A 19,478-nucleotide genomic window follows, 5' to 3' on the forward strand; every position below is an offset into this window, starting at 1 on the left:
AGATGGATGTTCAGGTACATCGCGCCGACGCAACGCACATCGATCAAGTCGCCAGCCTCTTCGACGCCTATCGGGGTTTCTATGGTCAGCCTTCGAACCTGAATCAGTCCCGCCACTTTATCGCCGAGCGCATTGCCCGGGATGAGTCCGTGATCTTCTTCGCCCGGGACACCGCCGGCGAAGCACTGGGTTTCGTCCAGTTGTTTCCGACTTTTTCGTCTATCGACGCGCATCGCACCTGGCTGCTCGGCGACCTGTTCACCGCGCCTGCCGCCCGAGGACGCGGGGTCGCAACGCGGCTGATGAACACCGCGCGCGACTTCGCGGTGTTGAGCGGCGCCAAAGGCCTGGTGCTGGAAACCGCCACTGACAATCACGGTGCGCAGCGGTTGTATGAAGCCTTGGGCTATGTGCGCGATACGGGTTACTACACCTATTGCCTGGATTTGAAGCAGGGCTGACCGATCAACGCTCCGGCAGCTTCCAGCGCTCGCGAACATGCTCGTATTGCGCCTCGGGCATTTGCACCAGCAGGGGAGACTGCTGCGGATCGAGCCAGTCGAACAATCGGCTGATGTCCGCCTGATCCATGGCCGTGCAACCCGCCGTCGGCGATGTCGGGCTACGCCAGATGTGGAAAAAGATGCACGAGCCCGAGGCGGGGGACGCCGGTGTGTTGTGCTCGATGACAATGCCTTTGCGATAGCCTTCTTCGCTGCGCATGCGTTCTGAGCTGTTCCAGTCCTTGGGCATCGCCGCGCCGTCGACCAGGGTGTTGTAGTGTCCGGAATGGCTGTCGTCCACGCATTCGGTGGTCGCTGTCAGTGCGAGGTAGGGCAGTTTCGTGTCGGCGCTGGTCTCGTAACCGAACGCTGTTCCCAGCTTGAAAATCCCGGCCGGCGCTTTTCCATCGCCTTCGTGTTTGACGGGTTCTGCGCCTGGCTCAACGTTGTCCACCCCTTTGCCCCAAGCCATGCCGTTTTTGCCGACCACCACCGCAAACGCCTCGCCATATTTGCGGAAGCTGTTCCCGTCGCGTTCATAACGCTGGGCGCTGCCTTGCAGGTCATCCCAGTTTTTTGTGGTGACCACAATCAACTGATGGCTGGTGTCGAGTACTGCGTTGGCGTCGAGCGGCGTAATGGGGAAATCCATCACGTTGTTCGGTGCCTGTGCGCTGCCATAAGTGAAGTGCCACCATTCTTTCGAGTACCCGGAGAAGCCTTCTTTTGCCATGGCGCTGCCGAGCCGCTGGCGATTGTCCTGCGCGGTTGCGTTGATCGTCGGGTTGGCGGTATGCGCCCGCTCGTCGAAGCAATCGAAGCCGGTGCCCATGTCGAGTGCGCCGTCATGCCAGCGCTGATCGTAGGGGGCGGTGCAATCGACCTGCGTGGCCGAGGGCGTCCATGTGCTGGCGGGCAACGCCTTGGGCCCTGTGAGTGTCAGGTCCACGGTCGAGCCTCTGGAGTGATTCGACACCCGCGCCACATACCCCAGGCGCCAGAAGTCCTGCTTGTCCACACGCGGGTAGAACTCGGCCTTACGTGGGTCGCCCGGTTCGGTGGCAAAGCGGCCCATATCGGCCACCGCCCGATTCGGTCGATAACAATCAAACACCTTCAAACCGTAGCCTTGCGTGCGCAACGACGCTTGCACCCGTGCGAGCGCCCTGGCGGCGTCCAGCGTCAACAGGCATTCGGCGGCGGCATAACCGTCGAGTGGGTGACCGGTGAAGTTGTGGGGGCTGGCGTAGCGAATGTCTTGCTCGATGCTCGGATCAATCGCGCGCAGATAGACCATGTGCCCGGGCCGCGGCTCGGCATTGGACATGCCCGCTATGACGCTGCCCAGCAACAGCAGTGATTGCAGCCAGGGGCGGGCGATGGTACGAAGAGGGCGCATGCGATGTCTCCAGAATGCCGGGTACCCAATGAACGGGGGAAAGGTAGCAGACTGAGGTGAGGGGGGGGCTAACCTCAGTCAGTATTTCCGGGGCACGACGTTAATATCGTACAGATCGTGCGGAGCATAAATCCAAGATGCAGGATCATCGCCCAAATCCGACGCTTAATCTGGAGTATTGCGCCGATCGCCCGATATTCATGGACTTCTTGCAACAGGCGCAGCGCTCGCCTGACGCCATTGCGGTCGTCTCTCACGGCGCGACGTGCAGTTATCGTCAGCTTGAACAGATAAGCCATGGCATTGCGTCCTTCCTGAAGGTCAATGGTGCGACCGAATTCGACCGGGTGGTTATTGTTTCCAATCGATGGTCAGGTTGGTGGCCTATCCGTTGCTGCGATGATGGCGGCTGGCGGTTTCGCCCTTTCGTTCGGTGCCTCGCTGTGGCTCGGCATGCTCTCGAGGGGGGCGCTCAGATCAAAAGCTGAAGGCAAGCTAACGCTCGGCCTGATGAGTGGTGAAAATCAAAAGCACACACCGATCCCTTGTAGGAGCCGGCTTGCTGGCGATGGCGTCCGTCCAGTCAATAAATATGTTGGCTGACCCACCGCTATCGCCGGCAAGCCAGCTCCTACAAGGGATTGGTGTCATGTCTAAGTAGCCAGTCCGCTTGAGGTGCCGCCCACCAGGATCGGTGCGCAGTTCAAGATCGATATCACCAGCGCTTTTGAGTTGCATCAACCCTCACGCTTAGTGATGAGGTGGCAAAAAAACACGGGTTACGCTGGTCGTTGCAGCGGGAACTTCAGGCTGCCGGGCAGGTCAGTTGGGGCCCTGTATCGAGTGCTGTGGTCGGTTGTACGATCGTGCCATGAGAGATCAATCGAGTTCGCCCGCTGATGCCAACCAAACGTTTTCTGACAGGTTTCATTCTGGTGTTCTGCGCCAGCGCGTCTCTTTATTCGGTGGCTGCTGAGCGAAGAGCGACAGCGCAAAGCAACAGCGCATCAACCACCCTGATCGAAACGGCCTCGCGGCAGTATGAAAATGGCCAGTTGGACCAGGCTGCCGCCACGCTGGAGCGAGCCCTGCATATCCAGCCGAACAATCCGGCGACGCTGCATTACCTCGGTGTGTTGCGTCTTCAGCAGGGGCAGTACCAGCAGGCTGAAAACTTGGCGATGCGCTCTAACATTCGGGTGGGGCGTAACGTCGAGTTACGTAACCGCAACTTGCAATTGATACAGGCTGCGCAGCAGGCCCAGGCTTTCGGTATCTCACCCAGTACCGACGCAGACAGGGTCGCAGTACTGAACAAACCGGCAGTGGAGACCCAAAGGCGCAGCGAAGAAGAAATCAGCATTGCTGAACAACCTGCTCAGAATGCGGGGCGCGACGCTGGCAGTTTCGCTCGCGCAGAGGCAGCGCCGGTATTGGACTCGCCTATGGTTGGCAGGCCGGGGCCCGAAGGAAACATGCAAATGGCTTCCACCGAGCCTGCGGGTACAAACGATGCGGTCGAGATTCCCCGGGGCCATTGGCCGCCGCCGGGTAAATGCCGAATCTGGTTCCCGGATCGCCCACCGGGGCATCAGCCCGCACCCGGAAAATGCAAGAAGCTGCGACATCGGGTTCCGCCAGGGGCCTATTTGGTCCGTGGTTGAGCTTCTGGGTGACCGTATATGGACTCATTTGAGGACAGGAGGGTGAGCTTTGCCATCACCGATGGAGGGCCAAAACCCTCAATCTCGAATCGCTGAATCCTGGTCGATGGCACGTTGATAACGCTGCTGCGAACAAACTGAAAATCTGCCTTTCCAGCGCTTGACCTTAAAGTTCAGTTTAACGTTAAGGTGATTTCAAGCCGGCCTCAGAAGCCGGCCCTGGCCGACGCCATCAAGCAGATGCAATCACCTGGAGAGAGACAGATTGAAACTCGCAAGCGCCGTTTTAACAGGATTGCTGTTCAACACGTTCGCCAACCATGCGTTGGCGGGAATGCCTGAAATGCCCAGCCCGACCGACACAACCATGATCGATATCGCCGGTCACCAGGTGCCCGTCGTCAAGGGCGGTTTGTACGATCGTTTTCGCTCCAACCCTCCTTTGTCGGTGATTGCAGCAGAAGTACCGGGCGTTGATTTGGGCTGGTTCAAAGGGTTGGAGAAGAACAAGGTCGACATAGGCTTTGAATCGTTCTCCCCAAACTTTTACTACCAGAACAGTCGCGTAACGGCTGTCTATACGGCAGATCTGGACAAGCTCCGGGCACTGATGCCACCCGAAGTGTTGGCAGCCGCCCAGCCTCTGCAAATCTGGCCCGGTCGAGGTTTAATTGCGTTTACCGCGTACACCTATGAGCACTGCGATAACGACGCCTATAACGAAGTCGCGGTATCGATCATCACCAACAAACCGGGCAAAGCCAATCTGGGGCCGTTCACGCTGATTGGCCAGTCGATGTCTGGAGACTTCTGGGGTTATGTACTCAAGTTGCCGGTCAATACAGAGCTTGCGAGGGTTCGTGGTGTCGTCGGTTACAACCTGCCGAAATGGCTGACGGGGATTGACCGCAAAGAAGATGCCCAATCGGTGGTCTATGACATTACCGATAGCGAGACCGGCAAAGTGGACGTGTCCTTCAAAGCGCAGAAGCTCGACGACCTGTCCAGTGACGTCGATATCGTCACCAGCAGTTTCACCAATCTCGATCACCAAGGCCGGCTAGCCTATGGGTATGCTGTTTCCCGCCAGCTCAGCCACGGCTCCAGCACGAGCGCGGATTCGGCAACTCTCACGCTGGGCGACGGCAGCCTGTCGAACTACATCCGCTCCTTGAAACTGGGGAAAATGATGAAGTACGAATACGTGCCAGCATTCCAAAGTGCGCTCTACGCGCCGAAGCCGTTAGCGGCACTGGCTGACACGCACTAACTAAACCTGCCGGCAAAAATCTGTCAGGCCTCATAAGCCTGACAGGTGACGCCTTACTTGGACGATGCGGTATCACGGCCGCGCGGTGCGGCCGCCACACCTTCCTCTCGCAGACGATGCAATAACAACTGCGTGTTGTCCACGCAACCCATGCCTTCCGGCTTGCTTTCAATGCCCTCGATAACCAGAAGAAGTTGGGCTTTATTCTGGGCCAGCCGTTGCTGCAGGACTTCGATTTCCTCAACCTTGCGTTTGAGCCCGCTGAGCAACTCTTCGTGCTGCCAACCGTTCGCATTCATCGGCAGTAATTGTCGGATTTCTTCCAATGAAAAACCCGCTGCCTGAGCGCCCGTGATGATCTCCAGAACCCACTCTGTGTCAGGGGCGTAGTCCCGATACCCATTGGCTTTGCGCACGACAGATTTAATCAGGCCGCTCGCTTCGTAGAAACGAATACGTGAAGGCGCCAATCCGCTGATTTTCGCCAGTTCGCCTATTCTCATATTCCCCCCAGAAAACCATTGACCTTAAAGTTGACTTTAAACCTAAAGTGATTTGGTGGCCAAGCGGCGCGGATGTCATGCGTTGCTCAAACGCCATGGAATGCAGGGATAGGCGAAAGCCAGACCAGGACCCGTCTCAGAACCGCCTATGGGGTGGGCTGCACTTGTTCAACAAGGGGCACGATCAGTACACGATTCTGGTCATGGCCTCCATTTCATTCGGGAGATGCGAACATGGGTTATGTCACTACGCAGGACGGTGTTGAGATCTTTTATAAAGACTGGGGACCACGCGATGCCCCCGTGGTCTTTTTCCATCACGGATGGCCGCTCAGCGCGGACGACTGGGATGCGCAAATGCTATTTTTCCTGGCGAACGGCTACCGGGTGGTTGCACACGACCGACGCGGTCATGGGCGATCTAGCCAGGTCTGGGACGGGCACGACATGGATCACTATGCCGATGACGTCGCGGCCGTAGTCGATCATCTTGGCGTGCAGGGCGCAGCCCATGTGGGGCACTCCACCGGCGGTGGTGAAGTCATTCATTACATTGCTCGCCACGGCGAAGACCGAGTGTCCAAGGCCGCCATCATCAGCGCCGTGCCTCCGCTGATGGTTCAGACCCCGGCTAATCCAGGTGGCTTGCCGAAGTCGGTTTTCGATGACTTGCAGGCACAGCTCAAAGCCAACCGTGCACAGTTCTACCACGACGTTCCAGCGGGACCTTTCTACGGTTACAACCGCCCGGGCGCCAAACCGTCTGAAGGCATCATCCTGAACTGGTGGCGCCAAGGCATGATGGGCTGTGCAAAGGCACATTACGACGGGATCGTAGCCTTTTCCCAGACCGACTTTACCGACGATCTGAAGAGCATCAAGATCCCCGTGCTGGTGATGCATGGTGATGATGATCAGATCGTGCCTTATGAAAACTCCGGGCCCTTGTCAGCCAGACTCTTGCAGAACAGCACGCTGAAAACCTACTCGGGCTACCCACACGGAATGCCTACAACGAACGCCGATACGATCAACGCCGATTTGCTCGCTTTCCTGCGAGGTTAGGCAACCGGGGGAGGGCGGGTAAAAATCCTGCCCTTACCTTTTCTGAAGTCACTGGAACGACGCGTTTCAGATTCGGTTGAATGCGTAAAAGCTGTGCGAACCAAGTTTCCATTTTTGGTCGATTGCTGCCAGCCACCAAGGACTGCTGTCAACCCAAAGCAGACGCTGATGACCCATACCACTTGACCGTATTCCTTCTCGCTCGGGCGAGTTCCTGATTCTTACAGCTCATGTGTATTGAATGCGCCACCAAGGTGGAGGCTTTGCAGAGCTGTTGCCAACTCGTTTGCAGAGGTTGTGATCGCCGATTGTCACCTTACCGCCCATCAGCATTTGACCGGAGGAACCGTGACACCGACTCCTCCGGCCATGAGCGGTGAATTAGTCGCCAAATGCTTCCATCAGCACTTGAACCAACTGGCCGCCCTCTGGCGTAGCCCAACTGCCTGCTAATTCAGCAATTAGCTGGTTGGTGGTGGTAAGTGTTACACCGGCTTTATCCATGCGGCGCAAGGCTATGTCATCAGCCATGGCGGTAGGCGAAGCACCACCGTCAGCCACGACCTGAACCTCGAAACCATCGCGTACCAGCGACAGCGCCGGATACACCGTGCAGACGTCGTTGGTTACGCCAGCGATGATGAGTTTTTTACGACCTGTAGCTTTCACCGCAGCGGCGAATTTTTCGTCGTCCATTGCATTGACGATGCCCAGCCGTTTGATGCGACCGGCAAATTCGGTCGGGAGGATCTCTTCCAGCTCGCTCAGCAATGGCCCTTGGGCGTGCTCTTCCATGCTGGAGGTCAGCACCACAGGGAGCTTAAGGATGCGAGCGGCTTTGGCCAGCATCAGCGCGTTGCGTTTGAGTTCTTCAAAGGGCATGGATTTCGCCCACCCCATGGTGCCGACCTGATGGTCGATCAGCAGGAGGGCAGCATTGTCGGCACTGAAATTTTCGTACGTCATGGTCTTTCTCCTAGGGATTATTTGGGGTACATCACCCCGGTTGGGGATTATTTGCATCAATTGGCAGCTTGCAGCTTTCCGAATGAGCCGCGCTGGTATCCGGAGACCGCCTTGACCAAAGCGCTTGCGGAGGCAAGCGCCAGTGGCCCTTGCCAAAACACAGGCTGGTTCAGCGGAACGCCGGAAAACATTACTGCCTTGGCGTTACCCTTGTTTGCAGCCAGGGTCACGACCCGATCTGCCGTTTGTGGCAGGTTTACGGCAGCCTTCGGCTCACCCAGATCGAAAGGTTGGCCGTCCACCGAAGTCTCGCCATCGATGGGCATCACAAAGGCGATGTGGCCTTCTGGAACCGAGATCGAGACTTCACTGCCGGCTTCTAGCGAGATATCCAAAAGACGGACTTCTGTAGGCGTTGCCAGGGGAGACACTGCTCCCTCGAAGCTGCCCAGCGGTACACGAATCTTTGCCCCTGATTTGTAGATAACGGGCACGTCCTGAGTTTCCAGGCTCAACACAAATGGCACGTCGCCCTGTTTCTGCTCCGGCAAGTTGATGAAGATCTGAAGCATGTGGACGGTCTTGCCGGGCTCTGCCGGAACCTCTTCATGCACAATGCCTTGTCCTGCTGCCGTCCAGTGCAGCCCACCCGGTTGAATCAAGTTGCGGTTGCCCAGCGAATCTCGGTTGTCGATACCTGTTTCTGAATCCAGAAACAGGTAAGAGACCGCTGAAAAACCTGCATGAGGGTGTGGGGGGAACGTCGGCCCGTTGATCCAGGCATGGTCAACACCCAGAAATGGATCGATAGGTTTTGCGTGCTGGTCGCCACGCAGGTTGAAGGCCCTGAATTGGCTGCCGTGGTTCATGCGCTGCAAACGTGCACTGGATGACATGACGGTCTCCTTATGCCCCTTCGGACATGGCTGGATAGTCGATGTAGCCTTCCGCACCAGGGGCGTAGAAGAGGTCTTTGTTCGGTACATTCAACTCAGCACCGACAAGGAAGCGATTCGGCAAATCCGGGTTGGCGAGGAACGCGCCGCCGAATACGGCAGCATCGGCTTTGCCCCCGGCAATCAGGGACTGAGCGCTGTCTTTGGTCTGGCCACTACCGATCAGGTAGCTGCCGTCGAACAGAGGGCGAAGGGCTGCGTGGTAATCGAACTTGGCACCAAACAGGGCCACGTGCAGGTATGCCAGTTCAAGATCGCGCAATTGCGAGACCAGGTAGGTGTAGGTTTCCTGCGGATTGGCGTCGACGATGTCATTGAAGTTCATCTCCGGAGAAATCTTGATGCCTACGCGATCACCACCCACTTCGTCGACCATGGCGGCGAGCACTTCCAGAACGAATCGGGCGCGGTTTTCGACCGAGCCACCGTATTGATCGTCGCGCTGGTTGCTGCCAGTGGAAAGAAATTGCTCTGGCAGGTAGCCCGAGGCCGCATGTAGCTCAACACCATCGAAACCGGCTTCAATCGCCAGACGTGCAGCGTTGCGATAACCGGCGATCACTTCGGTGATCTCGGTAACGGTGAGCGCGTGTGGAGTGACGAAATCTTGCAGACCAGTTGCGGTATAGGTCTGACCCGCCGCCTTGATCGCGGAAGGGGCCTGAGGCTGTGCACCGTTCGGCAGCAGGGACGGGTGCGACACACGTCCGCAATGCATCAGTTGCATAAAGATGCGACCGCCGCGAGCGTGAACGGCTTTGGTGACTTTCTTCCAGGCCGCCACCTGTTCTGCGGTTTCAATGCCTGGCGTGCGAACGTAGCCCTTGCCCATGGCAACCGGGAAAACGCCTTCGCTGATAATCAGACCCGCCGAAGCGCGCTGGAAATAGTAAGTGGTGACCAAGTCAGAGGGCACGCCAGCATCATCAGAGCGCGAGCGGGTCATGGGCGCCATGACCATCCGGTTGGAGAGAGTGTAACGGCCTACTTTGACTTCGGAAAAAAGAGAGTTCATTGCGCTGTTCCTCAGTGGTGATGTGACTATGATTGATCAATCCGAATCCGGGATAAATCCGGTAAAATTGAAATCACTGATCCACTGATGGAGCAATGCGTTGGAGTATCTCAATGACATGGCGTTGTTTGTCGAGGTTGTGAAAGTGCGCAGCTTTCGACGGGCAGCGGAGGCCCTCGATATGCCGAACTCAACTCTTTCGCGCCGTATCAGCGGTTTGGAGAAGGCCATTGGTCTTCGTCTTCTGCACCGTACAACGCGCAAGATCGAGCTGACCGAGGCCGGGCAGCTTTACTACGAACGCTGCAAACGAATCGTCGACGAAGCGAGACTTGCGCATGAGCAATTAGGCGAGATGCTGGCTAGGCCCAGCGGTTTGTTGCGGGCGTCACTGCCCGTGGATTTCGCCAATGTCTATTTGGCGCCGCTGATTGCAGAGTTCGCTCAGCTTTACCCGGGAATCAGCTTTGAGTTTGACCTCACCCCACGGCAGGTGGATCTGATCAGCGAACCGGTCGATGTTGTGATCCGCATGGGTGAGCCTGCCAACTCGAATCTAATCGCGCGAAAACTGGCGAGCCTTCAGCGCTTTTTGTATGCATCTCCCCAATACCTGGAAACGTCGGGCGAACCGCAGTCGCCTTCGGATCTGCCCCACCATGAATGCTTGCGACTACGGGGCCCAGGTTCGGATCGCTGGACGCTTTCGGGAAAAGGTGGAACCGAGCAGGTCGATGTCGGTGGACGTTTCGAACTCAACAGCGTTGGGATGCTGAGGCGTCTGGCGTCATTGAATTTGGGGATCACACTGCTGCCGGAGGGGATCGCCGCACAGGACGTATCCGAGGGCAAATTGCGACAAATTCTGCCGGAGTGGCAAGCGTCGCCAGTATCAGTGTATGCCCTCACTGAAACGCGGCTACTGCCTGCCAAGACCCAGCGGTTTATCGAATTTGTGCGCGATAAGTTGGAAGCCAATTAGCGCTGTGGCTCGCAGATTCCTGGGACGACTGTCCGCTTCTGGCCGATTTCCGCCTATCCCCACCGTCAGCTTTGAATCGATCCAAATCATACAGCCGCCAATCACCCGCCCCGTGAAAGGCTTCATTGGAAACCTTCTCTGATCGCGCTGAAGAGCACACGCGTCAGTAAGACGCGTGCACGGGCTTTCCCTTATGGTCCCAACATGACGTCCGGACGACCAGCGTCATGTTCGTAGATCAACGCCATGGGTCGGCAGTGCCCAGGGCAGGATGACTTCCTGGAATTCACAAGTTCGGTATGTGCAGCAGGCAAGATGCCGGCTTAGTTCTCCATCACCTCATCCAGTGCCTGTTCGAGGGTGCTGACCGTGCGCTCGATATTTTGCAGCTTTTCGAGTCCGAACAGGCCGATGCGAAAGGTCTGGAAGTCGGCCGGCTCGTCGCATTGCAACGGCACTCCAGCGGCGATCTGTAGGCCGTGGTCGGCAAATTTCTTGCCGTTCTTGATGTCGGCATCATCGGTGTAGCTCACCACGACGCCAGGGGCCTGAAAGCCGGCTGCGGCCACGCTTTTGATGCCTTTGCCGGTCAACATGGCGCGCACCCGATCACCCAGCGCCTGTTGTTCGTCGCGGACCTTGTCGAAACCGTAGGCTTGCGTCTCTTTCATCACTTCGTTGAATCGCGCAAGGGAATCGCTGGGCATGGTCGCATGGTAGGCATGTCCGCCCTGTTCGTAGACCTGCATGATCTGAAGCCATTTTTTCAGGTCGCAGGCGAAGCTGCTGCTCTGCGTCTGCTCGATGCGTTCGAGGGCCAGGGAACTGAGCATCACCAGGGCGCAGCAAGGGGAGGCGCTCCAGCCTTTCTGCGGTGCGCTGATCAGCAGGTCGACGGCGCATTTGTGCATATCAACCCAAATCGTGCCTGAGGCGATGCAGTCCAGTACGAACAGGCCACCCACCGCATGCACGGCGTCGCCGACGGCCCGCAGGTACTCGTCGGGCAGGATAATCCCTGATGATGTTTCAACGTGGGGGGCGAAGACAATCTGCGGCTTCTGCGCCTCAATGGCTGCCAGCACCTCGTCCAGAGGAGGTGGGGCGTAGGCAGCCTGGCGACCCGTGTCGACCGGTCGGGCTTTCAGCACCGTGGTGGCCGCCGGGATGTTGCCCATCTCAAGGATCTGGCTCCAGCGATAACTGAACCAGCCGTTGCGTATCACCAGGCATTGCTGGCCGGTGGCAAACTGTCGCGCCACCGCTTCCATGCCAAATGTGCCGCTGCCCGGGACCACCGCAACAGCCTGGGCGTTGTAGACCTGTTTCAGGGTCTTGGAAATGTTCTTCATCACGCCTTGAAATGACTGCGACATGTGGTTGAGCGAGCGGTCTGTGTAGACCACTGAGTACTCGACCAGCCCCTCAGGATCGATACTGGGATATAGCTTTGACATGGAGTGACTCCTTTGGCAGAGATGTCAGTGGTATCGACCCTGCCTTAAGCCTTGGCAAATGACAAGATTGCTCGGGATTGAATGGCGACTTCTGTCGAGCGGCTGGCATCATCAGGTCGATAACGACCAGTTACGAAGGGCAGCAGCCGACCCTTTGCAGCCATTCATAAAGTCCCCTTGAAGGGGTTAGTCGTCACGCTAGATTGATTTTGTCGCCCAACCTAATGCGGCATGCTTACTCATTGACGGAACCCCTCCCTGACGCACTGCAAGTAGTTCACAGGTTCCGGACTGATGTCATACCGATTAATTCCCCAGCAATCAGCTTCGCGGCTGCTAATCCAGACAACTTCGGCGGATGGAATTTTCTCGATAAATGCCATCACTGCACCGTATGCGGTTCCATGAGCTATGGCGTGCTCCGCAATCGCTTCGTTGCAGAGAGTGACGATACTTCCGGTTTGTGCGTTAAAGCAGCCATGAAATCCGAGGTAGGACCCAGGAACGGCTACATGCTCTCGTCCAGCGATGAAAACAATTGCGGCGCAAGCGGAGATACACCTCCCGCCCGGGGCTACATAGGTATTTACATAGTGGGCATCTATGATCCGGGATAGCTCGAAAGCAGCCTGAACGCTCCCCCCAGGGCTTTCCAGAATCAATGTGTAGTATCCGTACGAGTGTTTGGCATTCGGCGTCAGAACACCTTTGAGGCGAGTGGCATCTCCAGTAACAATTTCACCGCGACCACGGATTGCGGGTTCGCCTTTCATCGTCACCACGTCAAAGGTCATTGCAAACGCGCTCTCACATGCAAGCGACCATAAGGCGATTGCGACTAGCTGCGCCATAGCCGATCTCATGGTATTCGATTCACGTCGGCTCATAAGCGGTCCAATTCCTAGTAGTCGACATATCAGTCGCGATGTAAGTCGTTGTCTAGCTTAGACGTGGGCACGGCAAACGCGACACTGCCCAGAGAGAAACACGGCAAGTTGATGGCAAACCCTGCTGTCTATAGTGATGATGCCAATCTGTTGCATCGACCAGTTGAATCCACAGCCGATTGCGGCCCGTCGCGAAGGTCTTCAATCAACCCAGTCCGGGCACGTCAATCAATTTGAAGGCTTCCATTTCTGAGCATTTTTGTCAGCGTCTATCTGGCTCGTCGCGTACAGTCAGGTGAAAATTTACCCTTTTCGCGTATTGCACCGTCCGCCCCTGACAAGGATGCAGACGCTGCCCACTCAGTCCAGAAAACTTGGCTGACGTACTCAATATTGATCCGCTTACTCAATAGATATCTCTAGCGAATACAGCTGAATAGACAGAGATTTGCTCATGACTGGCAATAGCAAAAACCTTTTGAAAAGACTTGGAGCCGTCTCATCGATGGACGAGACGCGAGAGCAATTGGCTGCGTTGGTCAACCCATCGTATCTGATAGATATGCGTGAGCAGATGGCTGTGATGTTGAACTCCCTCGAATAAGGCCTTGAAATGAATGGAATGAAATGGGGCTTGCTGGGGCCTGACACAGTGGTGAGTGCACGGCGTGCTCGCACTCTAGGTTTGGGGGCAACGGTTCGATTTTTTAATGAGCAGGCGGTGCCTGGGATTGGAGGTGTCTGGTACGGGAAACAGCTTTGGTATGCGGTCTTAGGTATTGCCCTGGCAGGTAGAAGTCAAGCGACGGGGCAAAAAAGCGCCAACATTAAGGCCGCAAATGCAATTGAAGCCTTAGCTTGCTGGCTAGCACTTGATGGCAATAAATGGCAGACCGATTCACGCCTACGCGGCGCTACCAAGCTTAGAGGCGTCAGCGATTTATCCTTCAAATCGGTATCCAAACCTGGATTTTATGTGACCCAGCCAATGCGTATGGCAACGGTGCAGGTGCTGCCTGTATTGGGCTTGGTGCAGTCGGATGCGACACGTTTTAACCAGTACCAACTCAGTGAGCATTGCTTACGCCGATTTGATTTGGGCGATAAACCCAATGGCGGCTATGGCCGGGAAATCTTCGATCATATTTACCTCTGGAACCAAGGTAGGCGTGAGGCGCATACCGGGCGTTATAAGGCTTTTTTTTATAAGGCCTTATCACCACTTGAGCCTATGGATGAACCATTACGATGCCTGCTTACCGATGTGCTACACAGCGGTGGCGAAAGTGAGCCGCATGCCAGCAAGCTACGCCGGCGTAAAGCCCTGCAATGGGTTGAAGGGCTGCGTCAGCAACCGGAGCAAGCTCTCAGTTGGAATAGCCGCCCAACCATGCTCGATGATGAGCATTGGCATGACCTACGAACTGGCGCTGCCTTTTTTGCGCTGCGTGATCAGAGTCTAGGGGTACTCGATGCGCTCGAGTCGCATCTCGGGACCTTACAAAATGGCCGATCTTTTGACTTGAGCACCGCAACCTTGCCGCAGTCGGTGCTGGTGGCACTCGCTGAGTTGCGTCAGCTGGCTTCTACGTACAAGGCGTTGGGTCATAGCGAGCCCGCGGCCTTTCAGTTCTGTCGCGAGTGCAGTGCTGAAGCTGATGCAGCAATTGTTCGTCACCTTGTGGAGCGCGATGGACGTGTGTTGCGCCTGATGGGTTCCGTTGTTTTGCCAGGCCCTGCATTCGATGGCGCTCCTAGTGTTAACAGTACTGAGTCTGAAACGCCACCGGAAGAAGTTGATCAGCGTCGTTTGAAATGGCCCACAGGCATGTCGAGCCGCATGAGCAATTTGTTCTTTTTGAACGCTGACCTGCATGGCGATCTAGATACATGGCTCAGCGCAGCCCCACTCCCACATAGTGAAGAATCATGATGAGCACACCATCTCTGTTGCATCATTTCGAAGCTCCTGATCACTATTTGGGCAGTTTTGGTTGGTTGTGTGGTTATTCCGCCGATTGCAATTTTCTCGATCAGGCCGCCGAGCGTTTCACCCGGCAAACCACCGCACAGCGTGCCCATCAGGGACAATTGGCATTGGCGCTTATGCTCGACCCCGCGCACGCACCTATCGCCTTGACGGACGCTCCAGGGGTTGCTCATCTGATCTTCACTTCAGAACAAAAAAAGCCCTTTGCTTTGCTGCATGCGAAAGTGGCGGTGCTGGGCTTTCGCCATGAAAAAGAACCACATCGCTGGCTATTGCGCTTGATCGTCTCCACAGGTAACTGGACGGTCCAAACTGTTACCGAGTCGCTTGATCTCGTTTCGTGCATTGAATGCAGCAGTGAGGAAGTGCAACAGCAGCCTGCTTGGCTTGGGCAAAACTGCACGGACATTACTGCAGCTTGGCAGATGCTAACGTGGCTTAGCGGTTATTTCGATACACGGATTCTGCATGCCAAATCTCGTCACCAGTCAGCTTCTTTAACAGCGCAGTCCATGCAATGGCTGAGTGGCTGGTTAGGTATTGTCGCTGGTCACGCGGCGAATGCACCCTCGCGTTATTTTGATAACCGCAAACAGTCTTTGCTTGCGCAATTGGTGCCTTTGATCAAACAGCATGCCTCCGACGTTAAGCGTAATTATCTTGGTATGGGCTCGGGTTTTTTTGAAGGCGTTAATGGCCAAGGGCAACTGCCCTCGGTGCTGAGCAAAATCACCTCAATGTTGAAAGACTCTGGTCTATTAACTGCTCGCCCTAAAGTCGACGTTTTCGTTAACCCGGGAGCATGTCAATCCGTTGCCGAAGGGTTGAGTGCTATGCAGTCGGCTGGCTACATCGTTCGCGCAGCTGCGCAAAATACTGAGATTTTTGGTTCGGTTACGCCGCGTTCGCTGCATGCCAAGTTTATTTTCTCCGCCAACGCCCGGGAAGACAGTTCGCGCTGCAGCAGTGCCTGGGTTTACCTGGGGTCGGGAAACTTGACTGGTCCAGGGTTTGCCAGCCCGATGTCAAATATAGGCGGTAACCTTGAGGCTGGCATACTGCTTAGTCCTGACGGATTGTATTGGCGCGCAGAGGGGGGTGCCAACACGACACGGATAATTACTAACCTACTACCAGTTCAGTGGGATACGGTTATTTCCGCGCTTGAGCAATTGTCTGCCGGTGAGCCCATGCCAGAACATGACGATGGCCCGCTTTCCGCGCCGCTTGCATGGCTGAACTGGCAAGAGGCCGAGGAGGGCAGTTTACTGTGTGCCCCTGAGCAAACCGAAGTGCCAGTAACGCTGCTGGATGCCAACGGTGCCGGATGCGCCAACCTGCAGTCCGGTGTGTGGCAATGGCTTGGTCATCCACCTCGAGTGGTGACAATTCAATGGTCAATTGCTGGGCAGGTGCATAGCGCTGTGGTGCCCGTACTCGATGAGTCCGGGCGCTTAGCCGCAACACCTATGCCTGAACTGGATCTGGATGAGGTCTGGTGGCAGCTGGCCAATTTCCCGCAGGCCGCTGTGGATGAGGACCAGTCGCTGAATGAGCTCGAAGAGAGTGCAGCCAGTACGGGGCAGGCCGGGGCTGCTGTAGGGGATGATGTCAGCACTGCCGGCTACCCGATTCGTCGGATGATGGCGCTCATTGAGCAGATAGCTGCCAGGCAGGTAGAACTTCACCCGCTCGACTGGTTGGCTTGGTGCACGCGGCTAGAACAGTCTCTGCTGCAAGTCGCTAAGGATCCAGTCATCAGCGTATTCCGGTCTATGCGCCTCAACCCTCTAAGCCCGTTGCGCCAAGCTGCATTCTTGCCAAATTTTGCCGAGCAGGCGTCGAGCCCTGAGGGCGCTGATTATCTTGCCATGCTTGCCCGTATCGAGACCTCCTGGGATGTAGCAAACCTGTGCCAGATTGGAGAGCAGCAATGATCCATAAATTTCAAGGATGGCAGGTTGTTGCAGACAAGTTGCTTGAACTCGTTCAGCAGCAGGACCCAGGTACAAACCCAAACCCTTGGCTAAATCAGGGACAGTGCGCCAGTGTGCGTGCATTGGCCAAACGATTGCCGGATAACGGGGTAATCGTGGCGGATGAAGTCGGGATGGGCAAAACCCGCATCGCCGTTGCGGTGATCCGAGCAGTGGTTGCCGCCGGTGGCCGTATTGCAGTGTTGGTGCCGCCAGTACTGGGTTACCAATGGCAGGAAGAGTTAACCCGTGGGGAGGTCAAAGCTGCCCCTTTACTGCGCAGCCTATGGCAATACATTTCGGCCTGGGATTCGGAGCAGGTTGCAGAGCAGAAACCATGGTTTGCTGAATCAGTGGTCATGGTTTCTCACGGCTTTTCTAACTGGCGCTTGGGTCAAGATTCGGCTGTATGGCGCTGGGCATTGCTGCCTGAGGTCTATGCCCATTGGCGTAAGAGAACCCAAGGGCGTTTTCCGCGTGGTTACTTTCAAGAAGAGGCCCTCAACTATTCCTGGGCTGAGTACACATCAATAAAAAATGCTGCTGCCAGCATCTGTAGCGCCATACCGGCAGACCCACAGCATCCGCTGTATCAGCAAATGGACGCGCTAATAAGTCGTACACCATGGCCGGGCGCCTTGGATGCAAGTGAATACAAACGCTATGAAATACTCCGTCCCTGCCTCGAAGAAACAGTCGGCTTGGGTTTGGGCCACTTTGATCTGGTCGTCATCGACGAGGCGCACAAAAGTCGTAATGACGACAGTGGCCTTTCCGGCCTGCTTGGCCGCTTGATCCAGGCAACCCATGATGTCCGGCGCTTTGCGATGACTGCGACTCCAGTTGAATTGGATGTCAGTCAATGGCAGCAAATCCTCCGTCGTATCGAACTCAAGCCTGAGCAATTGCAGGTCGTCGAAAGCTCCGTAACGGCTTATGCCTATGCAGTGCAAAAGGTCCGTGCCACCCCTACCGATGCGACCATCAGAGCCGCCTATACTGCTGCGGCTGCAAGTTTTCAGGAGACTTTGTCGCCTTTCGTCTTGCGCCGTGACAAACGACAGGACCAAGCCGTACAGCAGTTTGTAAAGGCTACCCAATTGTCCCATGACGCCTATCGGCAGGAGAGCGACATTGCTATTGATGTGGCAACGCTAAATCCCGCCTGGCGGCAGGCCGTTTGCGCGGCCGAAGCCCTGTCGGTGGTGACTGTTGGCCTGCGCGATGGTCAGAATGAACAGCTTAAACGCTTACGCCTGACGATGGGTAATGGCCATGGTCTCGCTGCTGTAATCGATAGCCACAGTTATGTTGCCGAGCAAGACAGCGAAGCCGATGAGTTGGCGGATAATCAATCGGCTGCGATAGGCAAAGCCTCGCAAAGCTCCGCAGAGCTCAAACGCCTGCAGCGTGCGCAATGGTGGAACAGGGTTATGCAGCAACCCTTCGTAGATACAAATGGCGATGAGGTACTGTTTAACCATCCGGCGACCTTGGCAGCAGTAGAAGCCATTGAAGAGGTCATTGAACGTGGTGAAAAAGCCCTGGTCTTTGGGCGCTTTACTCGACCATTGACTTGTTTAATGCAGCTGCTGAATGCCCGTGCCATGTTACGCGCAGTCGCGACAGGCCAATCGTGGCCTCAAGCCAAGGTGCATGGTGAAATTGATGGCGGTGCCCATGAGAGCGATTGGCCTGCGGTGCGCGCGGCGCATCAGCAGTTGCAATCGGGCTTACGCTTGGATTTCCTGGACGCCGCATTAGCCGAGCAATACCGCGAGTTGCAAAAGCGCCGGCAAAGCCAGCGCAATAGTCTGCCTGGTTTGCTCGAAGAGGGTTTTCGCCGGGAGCAATTCGAACCCCGCGTGCATAGCCTCTACGGTGCATTTTGCAGCATGTTGGTCAATGCCCAAGAGGGGGAAGATGACTCTCACAGCCTAGCGCTGGTTAGCCGTGCCCTGACCGAGCAATTGGGTGAGTCGGCCCAGTTGCTAAGTCCTGAGCGTTATGCCAAAGCCTTTGCCGATCTGATGCAGGCCTTGTGCGAACGCAATGAAGGCGATCAGGACGGCGATGGCCAACTCGATGAGCAGGAAGCTGAACGCTTGTGGCCGCATTTACAGCAGCGCCTAAAAGATGAGTACGGCAGCAGTCAAGGCACGTTTGCCCGTTTGATGTACGGCGGCACGAGCCAACATAGCCGACGCATGATGCAACTGGCATTTAATCGTCCGCACAGCTCAATCAAGGCGCTAGTGGCGCAATCAATGGTTGGTCGCGAGGGGTTGAACCTGCATGAAGCCTGCAAAACCGTGATCTTGCTTCATCCCGAGTGGAACCCCGGCGTGGTTGAGCAGCAAATTGGTCGCGTTGATCGGGTTGGCAGCTTCTGGCAGCAGCAACTGGCCCGCGCCATCGAGAGTAATGCCGAGATTCCACGGATTGTTGTGCGCCCGGTGATTTTCCAAGGCACTTACGATGAGCATAACTGGCAGGTTCTGCGCACTCGCTGGGCCAACTTACGTGCGCAACTGCACGGTATTGTGGTCCCACAGAGCAACTCGGATGATCCTGAGATACAGTCTTACTTAGACGAAATTGCGGCTGCAGCGCCACGCTTTTTCGCCACAGAGTAAGTCTGAGTGGGCTTGCAGGAGGCCATGTTGGTCTAGGCCTCCACTAGCCCTATGTCCGCAAGCCGTTAAGTTTGGTTAAGGTGGGTTGCGGGTTGTTTTTTCATCAGGCGCAACTTGCGCAACATCGCAAGGTGAACAGATTGCTAATATTAGCAATCTACAAACGCGTCAATATTTCGGCCAAAAGACCTGGTTTTGCTTCGCGAGAA

Annotated in this window: 15 protein-coding genes and 1 pseudogene; 9 read left to right on the forward strand and 7 right to left on the reverse strand. The window is 56.1% G+C overall.

Annotation, left to right across the window (positions count from 1 at the left end; all coding sequences use genetic code 11):
- Nucleotides 1-2 precede the first annotated feature (2 nt).
- On the forward strand, nucleotides 3-461 hold the full coding sequence (locus tag KGB24_RS15020) for a GNAT family N-acetyltransferase (protein WP_223415924.1): 459 nt from the start codon (nucleotides 3-5) through the stop codon (nucleotides 459-461).
- Between the two features lie 4 nt (nucleotides 462-465).
- Here KGB24_RS15020 and KGB24_RS15025 read toward each other — a convergent pair whose 3' ends face one another.
- Entirely contained in the window at nucleotides 466-1,902 is a 1,437-nt protein-coding gene (locus KGB24_RS15025; protein WP_223415925.1) for a M15 family metallopeptidase, read from the reverse strand.
- Between the two features lie 137 nt (nucleotides 1,903-2,039).
- On the opposite strand from KGB24_RS15025, the pseudogene KGB24_RS15030 reads away from it, so the two are divergent.
- From KGB24_RS15030 to KGB24_RS15040, 3 genes and pseudogenes are all read left to right on the forward strand, one after another.
- Nucleotides 2,040-2,270, forward strand: a pseudogene (locus KGB24_RS15030) (AMP-binding protein); the annotation flags it as partial.
- Nucleotides 2,271-2,801: 531 nt separating this feature from the next.
- The gene (locus KGB24_RS15035; RefSeq protein WP_223415926.1) at nucleotides 2,802-3,566 is read left to right on the forward strand and encodes a tetratricopeptide repeat protein; all 765 of its coding nucleotides are present in this window, start codon (nucleotides 2,802-2,804) and stop codon (nucleotides 3,564-3,566) included.
- A 265-nt stretch (nucleotides 3,567-3,831) separates the two neighbouring features.
- Nucleotides 3,832-4,836 carry an acetoacetate decarboxylase (ADC) gene (locus KGB24_RS15040; protein ID WP_223415927.1) on the forward strand — a complete coding sequence of 335 codons (1,005 nt, stop codon included), beginning with the start codon at nucleotides 3,832-3,834 and terminating at the stop codon, nucleotides 4,834-4,836.
- Between the two features lie 53 nt (nucleotides 4,837-4,889).
- Here the strand turns inward: KGB24_RS15040 and KGB24_RS15045 are convergent, their stop codons facing one another.
- On the reverse strand, nucleotides 4,890-5,339 hold the full coding sequence (locus KGB24_RS15045; RefSeq protein ID WP_008029448.1) for a MerR family transcriptional regulator: 450 nt from the start codon (nucleotides 5,337-5,339) through the stop codon (nucleotides 4,890-4,892).
- 234 nt (nucleotides 5,340-5,573) lie between these two features.
- Here KGB24_RS15045 and KGB24_RS15050 point away from each other — a divergent pair, with 234 nt between their 5' ends.
- Nucleotides 5,574-6,404 carry an alpha/beta fold hydrolase gene (locus KGB24_RS15050; protein ID WP_008029447.1) on the forward strand — a complete coding sequence of 277 codons (831 nt, stop codon included), beginning with the start codon at nucleotides 5,574-5,576 and terminating at the stop codon, nucleotides 6,402-6,404.
- A gap of 381 nt (nucleotides 6,405-6,785) precedes the next feature.
- Here the strand turns inward: KGB24_RS15050 and KGB24_RS15055 are convergent, their stop codons facing one another.
- Genes KGB24_RS15055 through KGB24_RS15065 form a run of 3 tightly spaced genes read right to left on the reverse strand, consistent with a single transcriptional unit; the run spans nucleotide 6,786 to nucleotide 9,341 of the window.
- Nucleotides 6,786-7,370: an isochorismatase family protein gene (locus KGB24_RS15055; protein ID WP_223415928.1), complete on the reverse strand. Its 585-nt coding sequence runs from the start codon at nucleotides 7,368-7,370 to the stop codon at nucleotides 6,786-6,788.
- A gap of 56 nt (nucleotides 7,371-7,426) precedes the next feature.
- The gene (locus KGB24_RS15060) at nucleotides 7,427-8,266 is read right to left on the reverse strand and encodes a pirin family protein (protein ID WP_008029441.1); all 840 of its coding nucleotides are present in this window, start codon (nucleotides 8,264-8,266) and stop codon (nucleotides 7,427-7,429) included.
- A gap of 10 nt (nucleotides 8,267-8,276) precedes the next feature.
- Entirely contained in the window at nucleotides 8,277-9,341 is a 1,065-nt protein-coding gene (locus KGB24_RS15065; protein ID WP_008029440.1) for an alkene reductase, read from the reverse strand.
- Nucleotides 9,342-9,441: 100 nt separating this feature from the next.
- Between KGB24_RS15065 and KGB24_RS15070 the strand changes: the two genes are divergently transcribed.
- Nucleotides 9,442-10,323, forward strand: a complete 882-nt coding sequence (locus KGB24_RS15070) for a LysR family transcriptional regulator (RefSeq protein WP_008029437.1) — start codon at nucleotides 9,442-9,444, stop codon at nucleotides 10,321-10,323.
- A 323-nt stretch (nucleotides 10,324-10,646) separates the two neighbouring features.
- On the opposite strand, the gene KGB24_RS15075 is transcribed toward KGB24_RS15070, so the two are convergent.
- The gene (locus KGB24_RS15075) at nucleotides 10,647-11,780 is read right to left on the reverse strand and encodes an aminotransferase class V-fold PLP-dependent enzyme (RefSeq protein WP_223415929.1); all 1,134 of its coding nucleotides are present in this window, start codon (nucleotides 11,778-11,780) and stop codon (nucleotides 10,647-10,649) included.
- A gap of 239 nt (nucleotides 11,781-12,019) precedes the next feature.
- Complete coding sequence (locus KGB24_RS15080) at nucleotides 12,020-12,631, reverse strand: hypothetical protein (protein WP_223474801.1); 612 nt, start codon at nucleotides 12,629-12,631, stop codon at nucleotides 12,020-12,022.
- A gap of 649 nt (nucleotides 12,632-13,280) precedes the next feature.
- Between KGB24_RS15080 and KGB24_RS15085 the strand changes: the two genes are divergently transcribed.
- Genes KGB24_RS15085 through KGB24_RS15095 form a run of 3 tightly spaced genes read left to right on the forward strand, consistent with a single transcriptional unit; the run spans nucleotide 13,281 to nucleotide 19,269 of the window.
- Nucleotides 13,281-14,600 (forward strand): hypothetical protein, encoded by a 1,320-nt coding sequence (locus KGB24_RS15085; RefSeq protein ID WP_223415931.1) that lies wholly within the window; start codon nucleotides 13,281-13,283, stop codon nucleotides 14,598-14,600.
- Entirely contained in the window at nucleotides 14,597-16,594 is a 1,998-nt protein-coding gene (locus tag KGB24_RS15090; protein WP_223415932.1) for a hypothetical protein, read from the forward strand. The genes KGB24_RS15085 and KGB24_RS15090 overlap by 4 nt, the downstream gene beginning before the upstream one ends.
- Entirely contained in the window at nucleotides 16,591-19,269 is a 2,679-nt protein-coding gene (locus tag KGB24_RS15095) for a DEAD/DEAH box helicase (protein ID WP_223415933.1), read from the forward strand. Before KGB24_RS15090 ends, KGB24_RS15095 begins: the two co-directional genes overlap by 4 nt.
- Nucleotides 19,270-19,478 lie beyond the last annotated feature (209 nt).

The sequence above is a fragment of the Pseudomonas sp. BF-RE-25 genome (genome assembly GCF_019956105.1).
GTDB lineage: Bacteria > Pseudomonadota > Gammaproteobacteria > Pseudomonadales > Pseudomonadaceae > Aquipseudomonas > Aquipseudomonas migulae.